This is a genomic window from Bradyrhizobium sp. S69, assembly GCF_009766005.1.
Classification (GTDB): Bacteria; Pseudomonadota; Alphaproteobacteria; order Rhizobiales; family Xanthobacteraceae; genus Bradyrhizobium.
Map to the genome: position 1 here is coordinate 44,301 of NZ_LMUK01000037.1, position 16,005 is coordinate 60,305.

Annotated in this window: 13 protein-coding genes; 8 read left to right on the forward strand and 5 right to left on the reverse strand. The window is 64.9% G+C overall.

Translation table 11 applies throughout. The features are described from left to right. Positions 1-8 precede the first annotated feature (8 nt). Together GSQ88_RS14655 and GSQ88_RS35970 are read right to left on the reverse strand one after the other, a co-directional pair. Positions 9-956, reverse strand: a complete 948-nt coding sequence (locus GSQ88_RS14655) for a LysR family transcriptional regulator (protein WP_159008468.1) — start codon at positions 954-956, stop codon at positions 9-11. Further along, entirely contained in the window at positions 953-1,075 is a 123-nt protein-coding gene (locus GSQ88_RS35970) for a hypothetical protein (RefSeq protein WP_283810684.1), read from the reverse strand. The genes GSQ88_RS14655 and GSQ88_RS35970 overlap by 4 nt, the downstream gene beginning before the upstream one ends. Here GSQ88_RS35970 and GSQ88_RS14660 point away from each other — a divergent pair. Next, positions 1,074-2,081, forward strand: coding sequence for an aldo/keto reductase (locus GSQ88_RS14660; RefSeq protein ID WP_159008469.1), 1,008 nt, complete (start codon positions 1,074-1,076; stop codon positions 2,079-2,081). The genes GSQ88_RS35970 and GSQ88_RS14660 overlap by 2 nt on opposite strands. Positions 2,082-2,112: 31 nt before the next feature. Here GSQ88_RS14660 and GSQ88_RS14665 read toward each other — a convergent pair whose 3' ends face one another. Continuing rightward, complete coding sequence (locus tag GSQ88_RS14665) at positions 2,113-2,913, reverse strand: HesA/MoeB/ThiF family protein (protein WP_159008470.1); 801 nt, start codon at positions 2,911-2,913, stop codon at positions 2,113-2,115. A gap of 326 nt (positions 2,914-3,239) precedes the next feature. Between GSQ88_RS14665 and GSQ88_RS14670 the strand changes: the two genes are divergently transcribed. After that, complete coding sequence (locus GSQ88_RS14670) at positions 3,240-4,658, forward strand: serine protease (protein WP_159008471.1); 1,419 nt, start codon at positions 3,240-3,242, stop codon at positions 4,656-4,658. Positions 4,659-4,669: 11 nt separating this feature from the next. Here the strand turns inward: GSQ88_RS14670 and ggt are convergent, their stop codons facing one another. Both ggt and mutM read right to left on the reverse strand, forming a co-directional pair. After that, positions 4,670-6,349 (reverse strand): gamma-glutamyltransferase, encoded by a 1,680-nt coding sequence (gene ggt, locus GSQ88_RS14675; RefSeq protein WP_159008472.1) that lies wholly within the window; start codon positions 6,347-6,349, stop codon positions 4,670-4,672. Between the two features lie 142 nt (positions 6,350-6,491). Then, entirely contained in the window at positions 6,492-7,373 is an 882-nt protein-coding gene (gene mutM / locus GSQ88_RS14680; RefSeq protein WP_159008473.1) for a bifunctional DNA-formamidopyrimidine glycosylase/DNA-(apurinic or apyrimidinic site) lyase, read from the reverse strand. 79 nt (positions 7,374-7,452) lie between these two features. On the opposite strand from mutM, the gene ubiE reads away from it, so the two are divergent. The 6 genes from ubiE (at position 7,453) to tsaE (ending at position 15,960) form a co-directional block, all read left to right on the forward strand. Then, entirely contained in the window at positions 7,453-8,214 is a 762-nt protein-coding gene (gene ubiE / locus GSQ88_RS14685; RefSeq protein ID WP_159008474.1) for a bifunctional demethylmenaquinone methyltransferase/2-methoxy-6-polyprenyl-1,4-benzoquinol methylase UbiE, read from the forward strand. After that, a complete protein-coding gene (gene ubiB, locus GSQ88_RS14690) occupies positions 8,211-9,779 on the forward strand; it encodes a 2-polyprenylphenol 6-hydroxylase (protein ID WP_159008475.1) in 1,569 nt (522 codons plus the stop codon). Before ubiE ends, ubiB begins: the two co-directional genes overlap by 4 nt. Before the next feature lie 53 nt (positions 9,780-9,832). Next, the gene (gene coaBC / locus GSQ88_RS14695) at positions 9,833-11,284 is read left to right on the forward strand and encodes a bifunctional phosphopantothenoylcysteine decarboxylase/phosphopantothenate--cysteine ligase CoaBC (RefSeq protein ID WP_159008476.1); all 1,452 of its coding nucleotides are present in this window, start codon (positions 9,833-9,835) and stop codon (positions 11,282-11,284) included. Beyond that, entirely contained in the window at positions 11,281-11,739 is a 459-nt protein-coding gene (gene dut, locus GSQ88_RS14700) for a dUTP diphosphatase (RefSeq protein ID WP_159008477.1), read from the forward strand. The genes coaBC and dut overlap by 4 nt, the downstream gene beginning before the upstream one ends. A 181-nt stretch (positions 11,740-11,920) precedes the next feature. Beyond that, the gene (locus tag GSQ88_RS14705; RefSeq protein ID WP_159008478.1) at positions 11,921-14,440 is read left to right on the forward strand and encodes a sensor histidine kinase; all 2,520 of its coding nucleotides are present in this window, start codon (positions 11,921-11,923) and stop codon (positions 14,438-14,440) included. Continuing rightward, positions 14,437-15,960, forward strand: a complete 1,524-nt coding sequence (gene tsaE / locus GSQ88_RS14710) for a tRNA (adenosine(37)-N6)-threonylcarbamoyltransferase complex ATPase subunit type 1 TsaE (RefSeq protein WP_159008479.1) — start codon at positions 14,437-14,439, stop codon at positions 15,958-15,960. The genes GSQ88_RS14705 and tsaE overlap by 4 nt, the downstream gene beginning before the upstream one ends. Positions 15,961-16,005 lie beyond the last annotated feature (45 nt).

Here is a 16,005-nt window from a genome sequence, read left to right on the forward strand (position 1 = left end):
CGCTACGCTCATGTGAGCCGACCCTCCCCCTCCAGGGGAGGGTAAGAACTTTTCCGGCTCTCCTGCTTGCGCCACTCCGTGACGAACGCCACGAACGCTGCAAGCGCGGACGGCAATTGACGCCGGCTTGGGTAATACAAAAACGGCCCGGGAAACGGCTCGCACCAGTCATCAAGCACGCGGATCAGCGTCCCGGATTTCACCTCGTCGCGAACCCAGCCTCCGAAGGTCGGCCAGAAGCCGACCCCGTCCAGCGCCGCCCGCCGCGCCAGCCCCGGATAATTCACGATCAATTTCCCGGGTGGCGACACTTTCACGACGCGGCCGGCCTTCTCGAACTCCCAATCCGGGATGCCCCCACTTCCGAACCGGGCGCGGATACAGGCGTGATTCAGCAAGTCCCTGGGATGTTTCGGCCGGCCATGCTGCGCAATATATTGCGGCGAGGCCACCACCGCATAGCGCTGCGGCGGCCCAAGTGAGACCGCGATCATGTCCTGTTCCAGATGTTCGCCGTAGCGGACCCCGGCGTCGAAGCCGCCGGCCACGATATCGACAAAGGAACTGTCGCTGACGATCTCCAGTTCGATTTGCGGATAGGCCTCAAGGAAAGGTGCGGCCATCGGCGCCAGCACCAGATCGATCGCCGGGGGCGGCGCATTGATGCGTAAGCGCCCCGACGGCACGCCGCGGAGGCCGCGCACCTGATCCAGGGCATCACTGACATCCGCTATCGCCGGCCCGACGCGGGCCAGCAGCAGTTCACCGGCTTCCGTCAGCGCGACGCTGCGGGTGGTCCGGTTCATCAGGCGAACGCCGAGCCGCTCTTCCATGTCGCGCAACCGCTGGCTCAGGCTGGAGACCGAGACATTCTGCTCCAGCGCCGCGCGGCGGAAATTCCGGGTGCGGGCGACGGCAATGAAGGCGCTGAGATCGCGGAGGTCAAAATCACTCATTGTTCGGCAATTTGAACAAGGTGTTTTGGATTGTCCAGCTTATCGCGACAATGAACAGGGCGCATATCCAGCCTCGTCAGGCGCAGATCGATCGCCGCCGTCACGAGGAGAAGCACCATGGACCAACGCCAACTGGGTTCGACCGGCCCCAAAGTCTCCGCCCTCGGCCTCGGCTGCATGGGCATGTCGGATTTCTACGGCCCCACCGACCGCAGCGAAAGCATCGCCACCCTTCATGCCGCGCTCGACGCCGGGATCACGCTGCTCGATACCGGCGATTTCTACGGCATGGGTCACAACGAGATGCTGATCCACGAGGCGCTCGCAGGCTCGAACCGCAACAATGTCCAGATCAGCGTCAAGTTCGGCGCGTTGCGCGACCCCAACAGGGGCTTTCTCGGTTATGACAGCCGGCCCGCCGCGGTGAAGAATTTCGTCACCTATTCGCTACAGCGGCTCGGCGTCGACCACATCGACATCTATCGCCCGGCGCGGCTCGATCCCAACGTGCCGATCGAGGACACTATCGGCACGATGGCCGACATGATCAAGGCCGGCTGGATCAGGCATATCGGTTTGTCCGAGGTCGGCTCCGACACCATCCGCCGCGCGCATCAAGTGCATCCGATCGCCGACCTGCAGATCGAATATTCGCTGGTGTCACGCGGCATCGAGAGCGACATCCTGAAAACCTGCCGCGAACTTGGCATCGGCATCACCGCCTATGGCGTGCTGGCGCGCGGCCTGATCAGCGGACATTGGTCGAAAGATCGCGCAAGCGCGCAGGATTTTCGTCAGATGAGCCCGCGTTTCCAGGGCAGCAATCTCGATAGCAATCTCGTGCTGGTGGAGCGCTTGCGCACGATCGCCGATGAAGTCGGTGCGTCCCCCGCGCAGGTCGCGATCGCCTGGGTCGCCGCGCAAGGTAGCGACATCGTGCCGCTGGTCGGTGCGCGGCGGCGCGAACGGCTCAACGAGGCGCTCGGCGCACCCGAGGTGAAATTGACCGACGCCCATCTTGCCGCGCTCGCCAGCGCCTTTCCGCCAGGCGTTGCCTCCGGCGGACGCTATCCGGACGAGCACCTCAAACACATGGACAGCGAGAAGCCCGCGCAAGCATCGTAGGGCAAGCATCTTGAGGTCAGCGAGCGTAAGTTCAGCGATGCCCGCTCAAATCGGTGATGACCGGCGCATCACCATGGAGCGGGTTTGCGGGATCGCGCCGGTAGCGCAGGGTTTCGAACCGCATCGCGCGCGCATCCAGCATCAATAGTTTCCCGACCAGCCCCTCGCCGAAGCCGACGATCTCGCGGATCGCCTCCAGCGCCATCATCGATCCCAGTACGCCCGCCAGCGCGCCCATCACGCCGGCTTCGGCGCAGGCCGGCACCGTGCCGGGCGGCGGCGGTTCGGGAAACAGGCAGCGATAGGTCGGGTTGAATTCACCCTCCGCGTTTCTCTCGTGGGCGCGGATCGTCGTCAGCGATCCATCGAACTGGCCCAGCGCCGCCGTGATCAGCGGTTTGGCGGTGAGGAAACAGGCATCCGAAACCAGGTACCGGGTTTCGAAATTGTCGGATCCGTCGAGCACCAGGTCGTAGCCGCCGATCAGCGCCATCGCGTTGCCGGCATCCAGCCGCGTGGTGTGGGCCTCAAAACGCACATGGGGATTGAGCGCGTAAATTTGTTCCGCGGCACTGTCCACCTTTTGCCGACCGATATCCCGCGTGGTGTGGATGACCTGGCGCTGCAGATTGGACAGCGACACATGATCGTCATCGACCACGCCCAGCGTGCCGATTCCGGCGGCGGCGAGATACATCAGCGCCGGTGCGCCGAGGCCTCCCGCACCGATCACCAGCACTGACGCCTCTTTCAGCGCAAGCTGGCCGGGGCCGCCGACCTCGCGCAACACGATATGACGGGCGTAGCGTTCGAGTTCTTCGGGACTTAGCATCGTCGGTTTGCTTCCTTCAGTCCGTCCGTCACTTCGGCCTCATGGTGAAGCTATCTCGGACGTCATCCTGAGGAGCGGCGTCTTCGCCGCGTCTCGAAGGATGGTGTTCAGCTCCGTGCTTGCGGCCACCCTTCGAGGCTCGCAAGAGCTCGCACCTCACGGGTGAACGCAATTGCGTTCATCCCGGGGATGACGTCCGAGATAGCTTCATGACGCCCTAGTGTCGCCCAAGAGCCCTTCAAGAGAGTCCCGTGAACCATGGCGTGGTTGTTGCCGACCAAGCAGATGTGCTTAATTGCGCGCGCTTCAATGGTCCAGGATGTGTCATGAGATCGATGCTGAGAGCAACATTGATATTCGTGGCCTCGACATCGGTGGCTTTGGCTGCGTCCGCCCCGCAATCCGCCACGGCGCAGACGCCCGCACCGGCCGCCGCGGGCGCCAAATCTAAACCTGTCGCCACCAAGCCGGTCGCGGCCACGCCGGCGCGGCCCGCGTTGCAGACCCCCGCTGATACCGCCAATGCGATGGCGCAGGGCGAACGTCTGGCGCTGCAATCGGACCTCGCCTGGGTCGGCCAGTATAACGGCGCGATCACGGGCGAAGTCAGCGAGCGCATGGTGGCTGCGATCAAGGAATTCCAGAAGGGGCGCGGCGGCAAGGAGACCGGCGCACTCAATCCGCAGGAGCGCGGCGTACTCGCCGACACCGCGAAACGCCGCCAGGAAAACGTCGGCTGGAAGATCGTCACCGACGCCGGGACCGGCGTGCGGCTCGGAATACCCGGCAAACTGGTGCCGCAGCAGACCAGCGACGCCAATGGCACCAAATGGAGTTCGCCCACGGGCACGGTTCAAGTGGTGCTGACGCGGCGCAAGGAGGCCGGCCCCACCACGGCAAAGCTCGCCGAACGCGAGAAGAAAGAACCCACCGGGCGCACGGTCGATTACACCGTGGTCAAGCCGGATTTCTTCGTGCTGTCGGGCCTGCAAGGCCTGAAGAAATTCTACCTGCGCGGGACCTTCAAGGGCGATGAGGTCCGTATCCTCACCATCCTGTACGATCAGGCCACCGAGAACACCGTCGAGCCGGTGGTGATCGCGATGTCGAGCGCATTCAATCCATTTCCCTCCGGCGCCCAGATCGCCGGTCCGCCGCCGCCCAAGACCGTTGAATACGGCACCGGGGTTGTCGTCAGCGAGGACGGCGCGATCCTCGCCGATCGGCAGATCACCGATGGCTGCCTCGCGATTGCGATCGCAGGCTTCGGCAATGCCGATCGAGTCGCCGAGGACAGGGACCACGACCTGGCTCTGCTGCGCATCTACGGCGCGCGCGGATTAAAGCCGCTCAATATCGCGAGCGGGCCTGCGGATTCCAATGTCGAACTGACGGGGATCACCGATCCGCAAAACCAGGGCGGCGCGGCGGCGGCGAGCAGCGTCAAGGCATCGGTCGCGCCAATTGGCAGTGACCTCGCGCTATCGCCGGCGCCCGGCCTGGGCTTTTCGGGCGCCGCCGCGCACGATGCCAACGGCAAATTCGCCGGCATCGCGCTGTTGAAGCCGGTGGTGGTCGCCGGACCGGCCAATGCCACGCCGGCGGCGCAGGCGACGCTGGTTGCCGCCGATACCGTGCGCGGCTTTCTCAGGGCCAATGGCGTGAGTGGGTCAGAGGGATCGGCGGATGCCAAAACGTCCGACGCCAAAGCCTCGGTGGTGCGCGTGATCTGCGTACGGAAGTAGCTCGTACGACCTCACTCCAGCGCAAATCTCACGCCGGCGCGTGCCAATCCGCCGGCAAGCCCGATCGGCGTGCCGTCGGCGCGCCAGCAGGCGGCGCCGGTCAAGGTGCCATCCTCGTGAAACTGGATCGCGTTCATGCCACCGGCCACCGTCGGCACCGCGGCAACCTGATGGCCCCATGATGTGAGTTTGGCGCGAACGGCTTCGGGAACGGCGAATTCAACTTCGAGGGCATTGCCCTCGGTCCAGACCCGTGGCGCCTCCACGGCCTCTTGCAGGCTCATGCCGTGATCGATCAGATTGATCAGCGCCTGCAGCGCGCTCGGGAAAATCCGCTTTCCCCCGGGCAGGCCGAGCGCAAAAGCAAGCTTGCCGCCGCGCAGCGCCATCATCGGCGACATCGAGGTGGTGACGCGCTTGCCCGGCGCCAGCGACAACGCATGGCCGGGCCTCGGATCGTACAGGTTCATGTAATTGTTCGGCACCACGCCGAGGCCGGGAATCAGGATCTTGGCGCCGAACAGATTGTTGATGGTCTGCGTGGTCGCGACCACGTTGCCCATCGCGTCCGCCGCGGTCATGTGCGTGGTGTGCGCGCTTTCGAGCTGCGCCACGCCCGCACCCCATTTTTGCGCGCGGCTTGCATCGATCGCCCGGCGACGCTCGCCAGCGTATTCCTTCGACGTCAGCCGCTGCACCGGAACGCCGACGAAATCCGGATCGCCGCTGGCCGCGGCGCGGTCGGCAAACGCAATCTTCAGCACCTCGGCCAACAGATGGATGGTCTCGGCCGACCCAAAACCCATGGCGGCCAGGTCGTAGCCCTCGAGGATGTTCAGCATTTGCGTGATGTGCACGCCGGAAGCCGCCGGTGGCGGCGGACCGAGAATTTCCCAGCCGCGATATTCGGCCCGGATCGGCGCGCGCTCGACCGTCTTGTAGGAGGTGAGATCCTGGCGCGCGATGAAACCGCCATGCGCGCTCATGTAGTCGACCAGGATATCGCCGAGCGGACCGCTATAGAGGGCCGCTTCGCCATGCTGCGAAATATACTTTAGCGTCTCGGCATATTCCGCCTGCACCACGCGCTCGCCGGCTTTGAGCGGCATGCCGTCCGGCAGATAGATCGCCGAGATCGGTTTATCCCTCAGCATATCCGCCGCGCCGTCGGTGATGCACTCATGCAGATAAGGTGTCGCCGCATAGCCGCGCGACGCATGCTTGATCGCGGGCTGCATCACATCGGCGAGACTCATGGTGCCGAACCGGCGCAACGTCTCGCACCAGGCTTTTAGGGAGCCCGGAACAGCAACCGCTTTCGCGCCGTTGAGATTTTCGTCATCGACGGTGTCGAATACATCGTGCGCCGAGCCGGGCCTGGACTTGTAGGTATCGGGCCGGACCGCCAGCGGCACGGTGCTCTGGCCGTCGATGAAGCGATGGCTGCCGTCGGCCACGCGAATATGCGCCATGCCGCCGCCGATGATGCCGACCATCATCGGCTCGACCACGGTCAGCGTGAACAAGGTCGCGATCGCGGCATCGATGGCGTTACCGCCGGCCGCCAGCATCTCCGCGCCCGCCGCCGAGGCCAGCGGATGATTGCTCACCACCATGCCGCGGCTGCCCGAAGCCGGCTGCTTCCGACAATTGAAAACCGTGCCCGCGCGATCCCGCCAGTTGTTGGTCATGTTCTCGTACCGCCCTAGCTTGTAGGGTGGGCAAAGCGAAGCGTGCCCACCATTCTTCCTTCTTGACCGACTGCACATGCGCCGGTGGGCACGGCGCAAGAGCGCCTTTGCCCACCCTACAAATTCAATGCAACGCGCGTGGCTATTTCTGGCATTTCGGACACCAGAATGTCGAGCGGCCGTTCTGGGTGAAGCGCTTGACGATGCCGCCACAGCTGCCGTTCTGGCATTTCTCGCCTTCGCGGTCATAGACCTGGAACGAATGCTGGAAATAACCGAGTTCGCCCGAGGTCTGGCGATGATCGCGCAGCGACGAGCCGCCGGCCTTGATCGCCTGATTCAGCACCGTGTGAATGGCCGTGACCAGATGTTTGGCGTGATCGGTGGGCTCCGCTTTTTTGGTGGAAAGCGTGCTGGCCTGCCGTTTCGGCGACAGATGGGCGCGAAATAGCGCCTCGCAGACATAAATGTTGCCGAGGCCCGCGACGACGCGCTGATCGAGCAGCGCGGCCTTCAGGCTGGTCTTCTTGTCGGCACAGGCGCGCGCCAGCATGCCGGCATCGAATTCATTGCCGAGCGGTTCAGGACCGAGCCCTTTCAGCAAAGGCTCATCCTCCAGCGCGTTGCGGGCGATGATTTTCATGTAACCGAAGCGGCGCGGATCGTTGAAGATCACGGCTGCGCCCGACGACATGTGGAACACCACATGATCATGGGCACGGTCCTCGCTGCGCGGGTAATGGAATTGGCCGGGTGTCTGCTTGTCGTCCGCTTTCAGGACGCGAAATGAGCCCGACATGCCCAGATGCATCAGCAACACGTCGCCGGAGCCGAGATCGGCCATCAGATATTTCGCACGGCGGCCGAGGCCGGTCACGGTCTGGCCCTGCAACCGCGCGATAAAATCTTTCTGAAAGGGAAACCGCAGATCCTTGCGGCGGGCCTCCGCTTTGACGATTTTGGACCCCTCCATGGCCGGCTGCAGGCCGCGGCGGACAGTCTCGACTTCGGGTAATTCGGGCATGAAGGCGTTCACCTTGTGGGCCTGACGTGATAGCGCCATTGCGGCGGGCGCGCTATGGTCCGGTGATGGAGATAGTTTGATGGATCGGCCCGACCAAACCACGCATTTCGGCTTCAGGGACGTGCCCTTGGGCGACAAACAGACGCTGGTGAACGATGTGTTTCACAGCGTGGCGAAGCGTTACGACCTGATGAACGATCTGATGTCGGCGGGGCTGCATCGGGTCTGGAAAGACCTGATGATCAACGCGCTCAATCCGCCGCGCGGCGAAGCGCCGTTTGCGCTGCTCGATGTCGCCGGCGGCACCGGTGATATCGCCTTTCGTGCCGCCAAGGCCTCCGGCTCCGGGTTCCGGGCCACCGTTTGCGACATCAATTCCGATATGCTGGCGGTCGGCCGTGAGCGTGCGGTGGCGCGCCATCTCGAAGATCAGGTGTCGTTCGTCGAAGGCAATGCCGAGGCGCTGGCGTTTCCGGACCGCGCCTTCGACGCCTATACCATCGCGTTCGGCATCCGCAATGTGCCGCGGATCGACCTTGCGCTCAGCGAAGCGTTTCGCGTGCTGAAGCCCGGCAGTCGATTCCTGTGCCTGGAGTTTTCCACGGTCGATGTGCCCGGCCTCGATCGCATCTATGATCTGTTCTCGTTCAAGGTGATCCCGACGCTCGGCCGCGCCGTGACCGGCGACGCCGAGTCCTACCAATACCTCGTCGAGTCGATCCGCAAATTTCCCAGGCCAAATGCGTTTGCCGAGATGATCCGCACCGCCGGTTTTTCGCGGGTGTCCTCGCAGAGCCTGTCCGGCGGCATCGTGGCATTGCATTCGGGCTGGCGTCTGTGATTTCTGCCATCACGCACATCGCGCGGCTCGCCCGCGCCGGCTTCGTGTTTGCACGTGAAGGCGTGTTCGGCGTAGTCGATCCGAGCCTGGTGCCGCCACCCGGACAACTCGCGCTTCGCCTCGCGCGGCTGGTCGAGCGCCCTGGCGCCAAGTCCGGTCCTCGGTTGACGCGGGCATTGACGCGGCTCGGCCCGGCCTATCTCAAGCTCGGACAGTTTCTGGCAACCCGGCCCGACGTGGTCGGCGTCACCATGGCGCGCGATCTGGAAGCCTTGCAGGACCGGCTACCGCCGTTTTCGCAGGAAGAGGCCGAAGCGGTGATCGCCACGGCGCTGGAACGGCCTGTCGCGCAGGCCTTTGCCAGCTTCGGCCCTTCGGTCGCCGCGGCCTCGATCGCGCAGGTGCATCGCGGTGAGGTCGAACGCAACGGCGTGCTTCAGCAGGTCGCCGTGAAGGTGCTGCGGCCCAACGTGGCTTCGCGCTTCCGCCGCGACCTCGGCGATTTCTTTTTTGTCGCACACAAGGCCGAAGCCCATTCGGCGGACGCCCGACGGCTACGACTGGTCGAAGTCATCAATACGATGTCGCGCACCGTGGCGATGGAGATGGATCTGCGGCTTGAAGCTGCCGCATTGTCCGAGATGGCGGAGAACACAAGCGACGATCCGGATTTTCGGGTACCGACCGTCGATTGGGACCGCACCGCGCATAATGTGCTGACGATGGAATGGATCGACGGCATTGCGCTGAACGATCACGCGCGGCTCGAGCAGTCGCAGGTCGATCTGCCCGATCTCGGCCGCAAGGTGATCCAGAGTTTCCTGCGCCATGCGCTGCGCGACGGCTTCTTTCATGCCGACATGCACCCCGGCAATCTGTTCGTCGACGACGCCGGCCGGCTGGTCGCGGTGGATTTCGGCATCATGGGCCGGCTCGGCATGAAGGAGCGGCGCTTCCTCGCCGAGATCCTGCTGGGATTCATCACGCGCGATTACCGCCGCGTCGCCGAGGTGCATTTCGAGGCCGGCTATGTGCCCCGGCATCATTCGGTCGAGAATTTTGCGCAAGCCATTCGCGCCATCGGCGAGCCGATCCATAACCGCACCGCCGAGGAAATTTCCATGGCGAAGCTGTTGACCCTGCTGCTGGAGGTCACCGGCCTGTTCGACATGCAGACCCGCCCTGAACTGATCCTGCTGCAAAAGACCATGGTGGTGGTCGAAGGCGTCGCGCGCGGCTTCGATCCCAAGCTCGACATGTGGAAGACCGCCGACCCCGTGGTGCGGGAATGGATCGAGCTCAATCTCGGGCCGGTCGGACGCATCCAGGGGGCGATGGCCGGCGCAGGTGAGATCGGCCGCGTCCTGGCCGGGCTGCCGGCGATCGTTTCGCGCACGGTGGCCGTGCTGGAACAGTTGGAAGACATGACCCGCGAAGGCCTGACCCTGTCGGAGGACACCTTGGCCTCGATGGGTGTGGCAGAAAGCCGCTGGCGCACCCTGGCGCACTGGATCATCGCCGGGACGTTCATCGCGCTGGCATTGGCGTTTTTCCATTCTTTTTGATTGCAGCGACAGCATAGAGTGCTAGCATTGCTATCATTCTATGGGTGTCCGTTATGGCCAGTCTTACCATCCGAAAGCTTGATGATGCGGTCCGCGACGAGCTGCGACTCCGTGCGGCGCGCAACGGCCGCTCGGTCGAAGACGAGGTGCGGGTGATCCTGCGCGAGGCGTCGGGCAGCCCCCTCCCGACGGTCTCCGCAACCGCGGCCCAGCCTGCCCCGCGCGGCGCCAGTCGCGCAGGCCTCCCGGCGCATTTGGAGCCCCCGCGCGTCACCCTGATCATCGGCGGCGGGATCGCCGCCTACAAGGCGCTGGACCTGATCCGGCGCTTGAAGGAGCGGCATATCCACGTCCGCTGCGTTCTGACCAAGGCGGCGCAGCATTTTGTGACGCCGCTCGCCGCCAGCGCCCTGTCCAACGAGCGCGCTTATACCGACCTGTTCGATGCCGCGAGCGAATTCGACGCCGGCCATATTCGCCTGGCGCGCGAGTGCGACCTGATCGTGGTGGCGCCTGCGACCGGCGATCTGATGGCGAAAATGGCGCACGGTCATGCCGACGATCTTGCGACCGCGATCCTGCTTGCCGCCAACCGGCCGGTCCTGCTGGCGCCGGCGATGAACCCGTTGATGTGGAGTAATGCGGCCACCCGCCGCAACGTCGCGCAACTCAGACACGATGGCGTCGTCATGATCGGTCCCAACAGCGGCGAGGTGGCCGAGGCGGGCGAGGCCGGTGTTGGCCGGATGGCCGAGCCCCTGGAAATAGCCGCCGCCGCCGAACAGCTGCTGCGGCCGCCGCAACCGCGCCCGCTGGCCGGCAAGCGCGTGCTGATCACCGCTGGACCGACGCATGAGCCGATCGATCCGGTGCGTTACATCGCCAACCGTTCTTCGGGCAAACAGGGCTTTGCCATTGCCGCCGCGGCCCGGGCCGCCGGTGCGGAAGTCATCGTGATCTCGGGGCCGGTCGATCTCGACGATCCCGCCGGCGTCACGGTCAAGCACATCGAATCCGCGCGCGACATGCTCGATGGCGTGCAAGCCGCCCTGCCGGTGGACATCGCGATTTTCGCCGCCGCGGTGGCGGATTGGCGGGTCGCCAATGCGGGCGAGCAAAAGATCAAGAAAACCTCCGCCGGCCTGCCGCCGCTGCAACTGGTGGAGAATCCCGATATCCTCGCGACCATCTCGAAACCAGGCGATCTCAGGCCAAAGCTGGTGATCGGCTTTGCGGCGGAAACCGAACATCTGATCGAGAACGCCAAGGCGAAATTCGCGCGCAAGGGCTGCGACTGGATCGTCGCCAATGACGTCTCGCCGGCCTCGGGCGTGATGGGCGGCGATCGCAACAGCGTCCATCTGCTGGCGCGCCAGCACGGTGAGATCACCGTCGACTCCTGGCCGGTGATGACCAAGGAGCAAGTCGCGACCGAACTGGTGGCGCGAATCGCCAAGACAGTTGAGAACACAGTCGAGACCACCGCGACGGAGAAGACCTCGTGAGCGCCACTGTGAAAGTCGACATCCGCCACTTGCCCCACGGCGAAGGCCTGGCGCTGCCGGCGTATCAAAGCGCGTATGCGGCGGGGCTCGATCTGGTGGCCGCGGTGCCCGAGGATGCGCCGATGACGCTGGGTCCCGGAAAATACGCGCTGGTTCCGACCGGCCTCACCATCGCGCTGCCGCCGGGCTATGAAGCGCAGGTCCGTCCGCGCTCCGGGCTGGCGGCCAAACACGGCATCACCGTGCTGAATTCACCAGGCACCGTGGACGCCGACTATCGCGGCGAGATCTGCGTGCTGCTGATCAACCACGGCGATGCGCCGTTCGCGATCCGGCGCGGCGAACGCATCGCGCAGATGGTGATTGCCGCGGTCACGCAGGCGGAACTCGTCGCGGTTGCGGAACTCTCCGCAACCGAGCGCGGCAGCGGCGGATTCGGTTCGACCGGGCGCTAGCAAACAGCGGCGCATCTTCATAAAACTGCGCCGATCGCGTTCACCATCGCATTTTTTCACCTCGCGATTTTGCGTTCACGGTCTGGACTCTTACCCGCTGACTCCCGTTGGGGATATTGTCATTCGATTCGCGAACGGCGGGTACGCGCCGGGCGTACCGTCGTGCGGTTTGGGGCAATCTATGTCGGGCGTGATCGGTTCGATGCGTCGGACGCTGCTGTCGTGCACATCACTGGTGCGCCACGGTCTGATGGTGCTTGGCTCTACCTTGGTCTCGGCCACGCCGGGCCATGCCGACGAACTGGCCGTGCTGCGCAAGCTTTCCAACTTCGTCACGCTCAACCACCAGGAATTCGCCGCCCTGACCACCTCGCTGGCGCTGCTCGGCTTTACGGTGGTGGCGGCGATCCTGTTGATGCGGACGCGGGCACGCGCCGCCAAAAGCGAGACGCGGCTGCGTTCCGATATCCAGCGCCTGCAGATCGAGGCCGACCGTTACCGGGCGTTGCTGTTCGCCGAACCGCAAATCCTGATCTCGTGGGCGGCGGGCGACAATCGCCCGGAAATCAGCGGTGACATTTCGCTGCTGATGGCGCGGGATTCGCAACCCCAGCGTATCCTCGCGTTCGGAACCTGGCTGCCGCCGGAACCCGCGCTGCAGATGGATCATGCGGTCGATGCGCTGCGCGAGGCCGGCGAGGGTTTCCTGCTCAATCTCACTACCTCGAACGGCCACGCCTTCGAGGCGATGGGCCGCGCGGTCGGCGGCCAGGCCATTGTCCGGATTCGCGAACTGGGTGGCTTGCGCCGGGAACTGGCTGAAACCCATCTGCGGCACAAGGCGCTGCTGGAAGAGACCGAAATGCTGCGCGGCTTCGCCGCCGCCGCGCCCTGGCCGATCTGGACCAAACGCGCCAAGGATGGGCTCAAGGGTGGGCTCGCTTACGCCAATGCGGCCTATGCCCGCGCGACCGAGGCCGTCAGCGTCGCCGACGCGATCGCGCGCGACCTCGAGCTGCTCGACAGCGCCGGCCGCGCCGAGATGGACCGCGCGCTGAACGACACCGCGGCTTTCACCGCGCGGCTGCCGATCGTGGTCGGCGGCGAGCGCCATTTGTATGACGTCCATGCGCTCAACGTCGAAGGCGGACGCGCCGGCATCGCCATCGACGCCAGCGAAGCCACCGCCTTGCGCGAAGCGCTGGTGCGGATGGCGGAGGCGCACCGGCGCACCCTCGATCAATTGTCCTCCGGCGTCGCGGTGTTCGACGGCCGGCGGCGGCTGGCGTTCTACAACGATTCGTACCGCCGGCTGTGGGATCTGGATCGGACCTTCCTCGACAACAACCCCGACGATTCCAGCGTGCTCGACCGGCTGCGCGCGGCGCGCAAGCTGCCGGAGCAGCCGGACTTCCGGGTCTGGAAGACCAAGCTGCACGAGGCCTATCGCGCGGTCGAGCCCGCCAAGGATACCTGGTATCTGCCCGATGGCCGCACCGTCAGCGTCGTCACCACACCGAATCCGGAAGGCGGCGTCACTTATCTGTTCGACGACGTCACCGAAAGCTTCGATCTGGCGCGCCGGTTCGACGGCCTGATCCGGGTACAGCGCGAGACCCTCGACAATCTCGCCGAAGCGGTCGCGGTGTTCGGCAGCAACGGCCGCGCGCAACTTTTCAATCCGACCTTTGCGAAAATGTGGCGGCTGTCGCCCGAGGCGCTGCAGGAACAGCCGCATATCGAAACCGTGGAAGGCTGGTGCAAGCCGCTGTTCGACGATTCCAACATTTGGCGCGCGCTGCGCGAAGCCATCACCGGAATCGAGAACCGCGTCGAGGTGCGGCTGAAACTGGAGCGCAAGGACGGCAGCGTGCTCGACTGCATGACCATGCCGCTGCCCGACGGCGCCACCATGCTGACGTTCCAGGACATCACCGACACCGAAAACGTCGAGCGGGCGCTGCGCGAACGCAACGAGGCACTGGAAACCGCCGACCAGATGAAGGTCGATTTCGTCCACCACGTGTCCTATGAACTGCGTTCGCCGCTGACCACCATCATCGGCTTCTCGCATTTCCTCAGCGACCCCGTGACCGGTCCGCTGATGCCGAAACAGGCCGAGTATCTCGGCTACATCACCGCATCGACCAACGCCCTGCTCGCGATCATCAACAACATCCTCGATCTCGCCACCATCGATGCCGGCGCGATGTCGCTCAATCTCGGCTCGGTCGATATCCGCAAGACCATCGAAGCCGCCGCCGAAGGCATCCAGGACCGGCTCGCCACCGACCGCATCGAACTCAAGGTCGACGTCGATCCCACCATCGGCAACTTCGTCGGCGACGAGCGCCGCGTGGTGCAGGTGCTGTATAATCTCCTGGCCAACGCCGTGGGATTCTCGCCGCACGATTCGGCCATCACCGTCAGCGCCAGGCGCACCGAGCATAGCGTCGTCTTCAGCGTGACCGATTCCGGGCCGGGCATTCCCCCCGACGTCAAGGACAAGGTGTTCGACTGGTTCGAGAGCCATTCCAACGGCTCGCGGCATCGCGGCGCCGGCCTCGGCCTGTCGCTGGTGAAGTCCTTTGTCGAGCTGCACGGCGGCAAAGTGGACGTGAGATCGATCGTCGGCAAGGGCACGACCGTCACATGCGACTTTCCGATCGACCAGACCGCGCATCGCAACGCCGCGGAATGAGCGATCCCGTCACATTCTCGCTGGCGCTGCCGAACGAGACCGCGACCGCGCATCTGATGGCCGATCTCGCGCTTCTGATCGGCCCCGGCGACGTCATCACGCTGTCCGGCGACCTCGGCGCGGGAAAGACCGCGGCGGCACGCGCCATGATCCGCTATCTCGCCGGCGACGAGGCGGTTGAAGTTCCGAGCCCGACCTTCACCCTGGCGCAAACCTACGACCTGCCGTCGTTTCCGCTGATTCACGCCGATCTCTACCGCGTCAACGATCCGCTCGAGCTGGAGGAGATCGGCCTGTCGCCGCTGCCGGAAGGCACGGTGGCGTTGATCGAATGGCCGGAGCGCGCCCCCGACGCGCTTCCCGCCGACCGCATCGATATCGCGTTCAGCCATCGCCCGGCGCTGGGATCGGCCGCGCGCGCCGCCGAGATCACCGGCTACGGCAAAGCCGCAGTCCAAGTCGAACGGCTGCAGGCGCTGCGGCAATTCCTGACCGGCGCCGACTATCTCGACGCCAGGCGCCAGCGCATGGCCGGCGACGCCTCGACGCGTTCCTATGCGCGGCTGTTCCGCGGCGACAAGGCCGTCATCCTGATGAACTCGCCGCGACGGCCGGACGGCCCGGCGATCTATCATGGCAAACCATATAGCGCGGTCGCTCATCTGGCCGAGGATGTCAGGCCGTTCGTTGCTATCGCCAACGGCCTGCGCGCGCGTGGCTTCTCCGCGCCCGCCATTCACCACGCCGATCTCGAGGCCGGATTCCTGATCACCGAGGATTTCGGTAGTGCCGCCGTCGTCGAGGGCGATCCGCCTGCCCCGATCGCCGAGCGCTATCAGGCGGCAACCGACGTGCTGGCGGCGCTGCATGGTCAGGCCTTGCCCGAAGTTCTGCCGCTGACGCCGCAGACCAGCTACGCCATCCCGGCCTTCGACACCGATGCCCTGATGGTCGAAATCGGACTGATGCCGGAATGGTATCTGCCCGACCGCGGCGCCGCGCTGAGCGAGGATGCACGGGCGGAGTTCTCCGCGATGTGGCGCGATCTGCTCGACAAGGCCACCGCCGAGCCGACAACCTGGGCGCTGCGCGACTATCATTCGCCTAATCTGATCTGGCTCGACGACCGCGCCGACACCGCGAAAATCGGCATCATCGACTTCCAGGATACCGTGCTGGCGCCGGCCGCCTACGATCTGGCGTCGCTGTTGCAGGATGCCCGGATCGATGTGCCCGAGCAGCTCGAACTGGTGCTGCTGACCCGCTACATCAAGGCGCGGCTCGCCGCGGATGCGGCTTTCGATCCGGCGCATTTCGCCGAGCTCTATGCCATCATGTCCGCGCAGCGAAACACCAAGCTGCTCGGCATCTTTGCCCGCCTCAACCGGCGCGACGGCAAGCCGCAATATCTGCGCCACCAGCCGCGGATCTGGACCTATCTCAGCCGCTCGCTGGCGCATCCGGCGCTGTCGGCGTTCCGCGACTGGTACGCGACGCACGTCCCGCCGCCGGTTCCATAATTTACCGCTTGTTAGCCATCCTCCCGTTAATCTGGCGCCGAATCC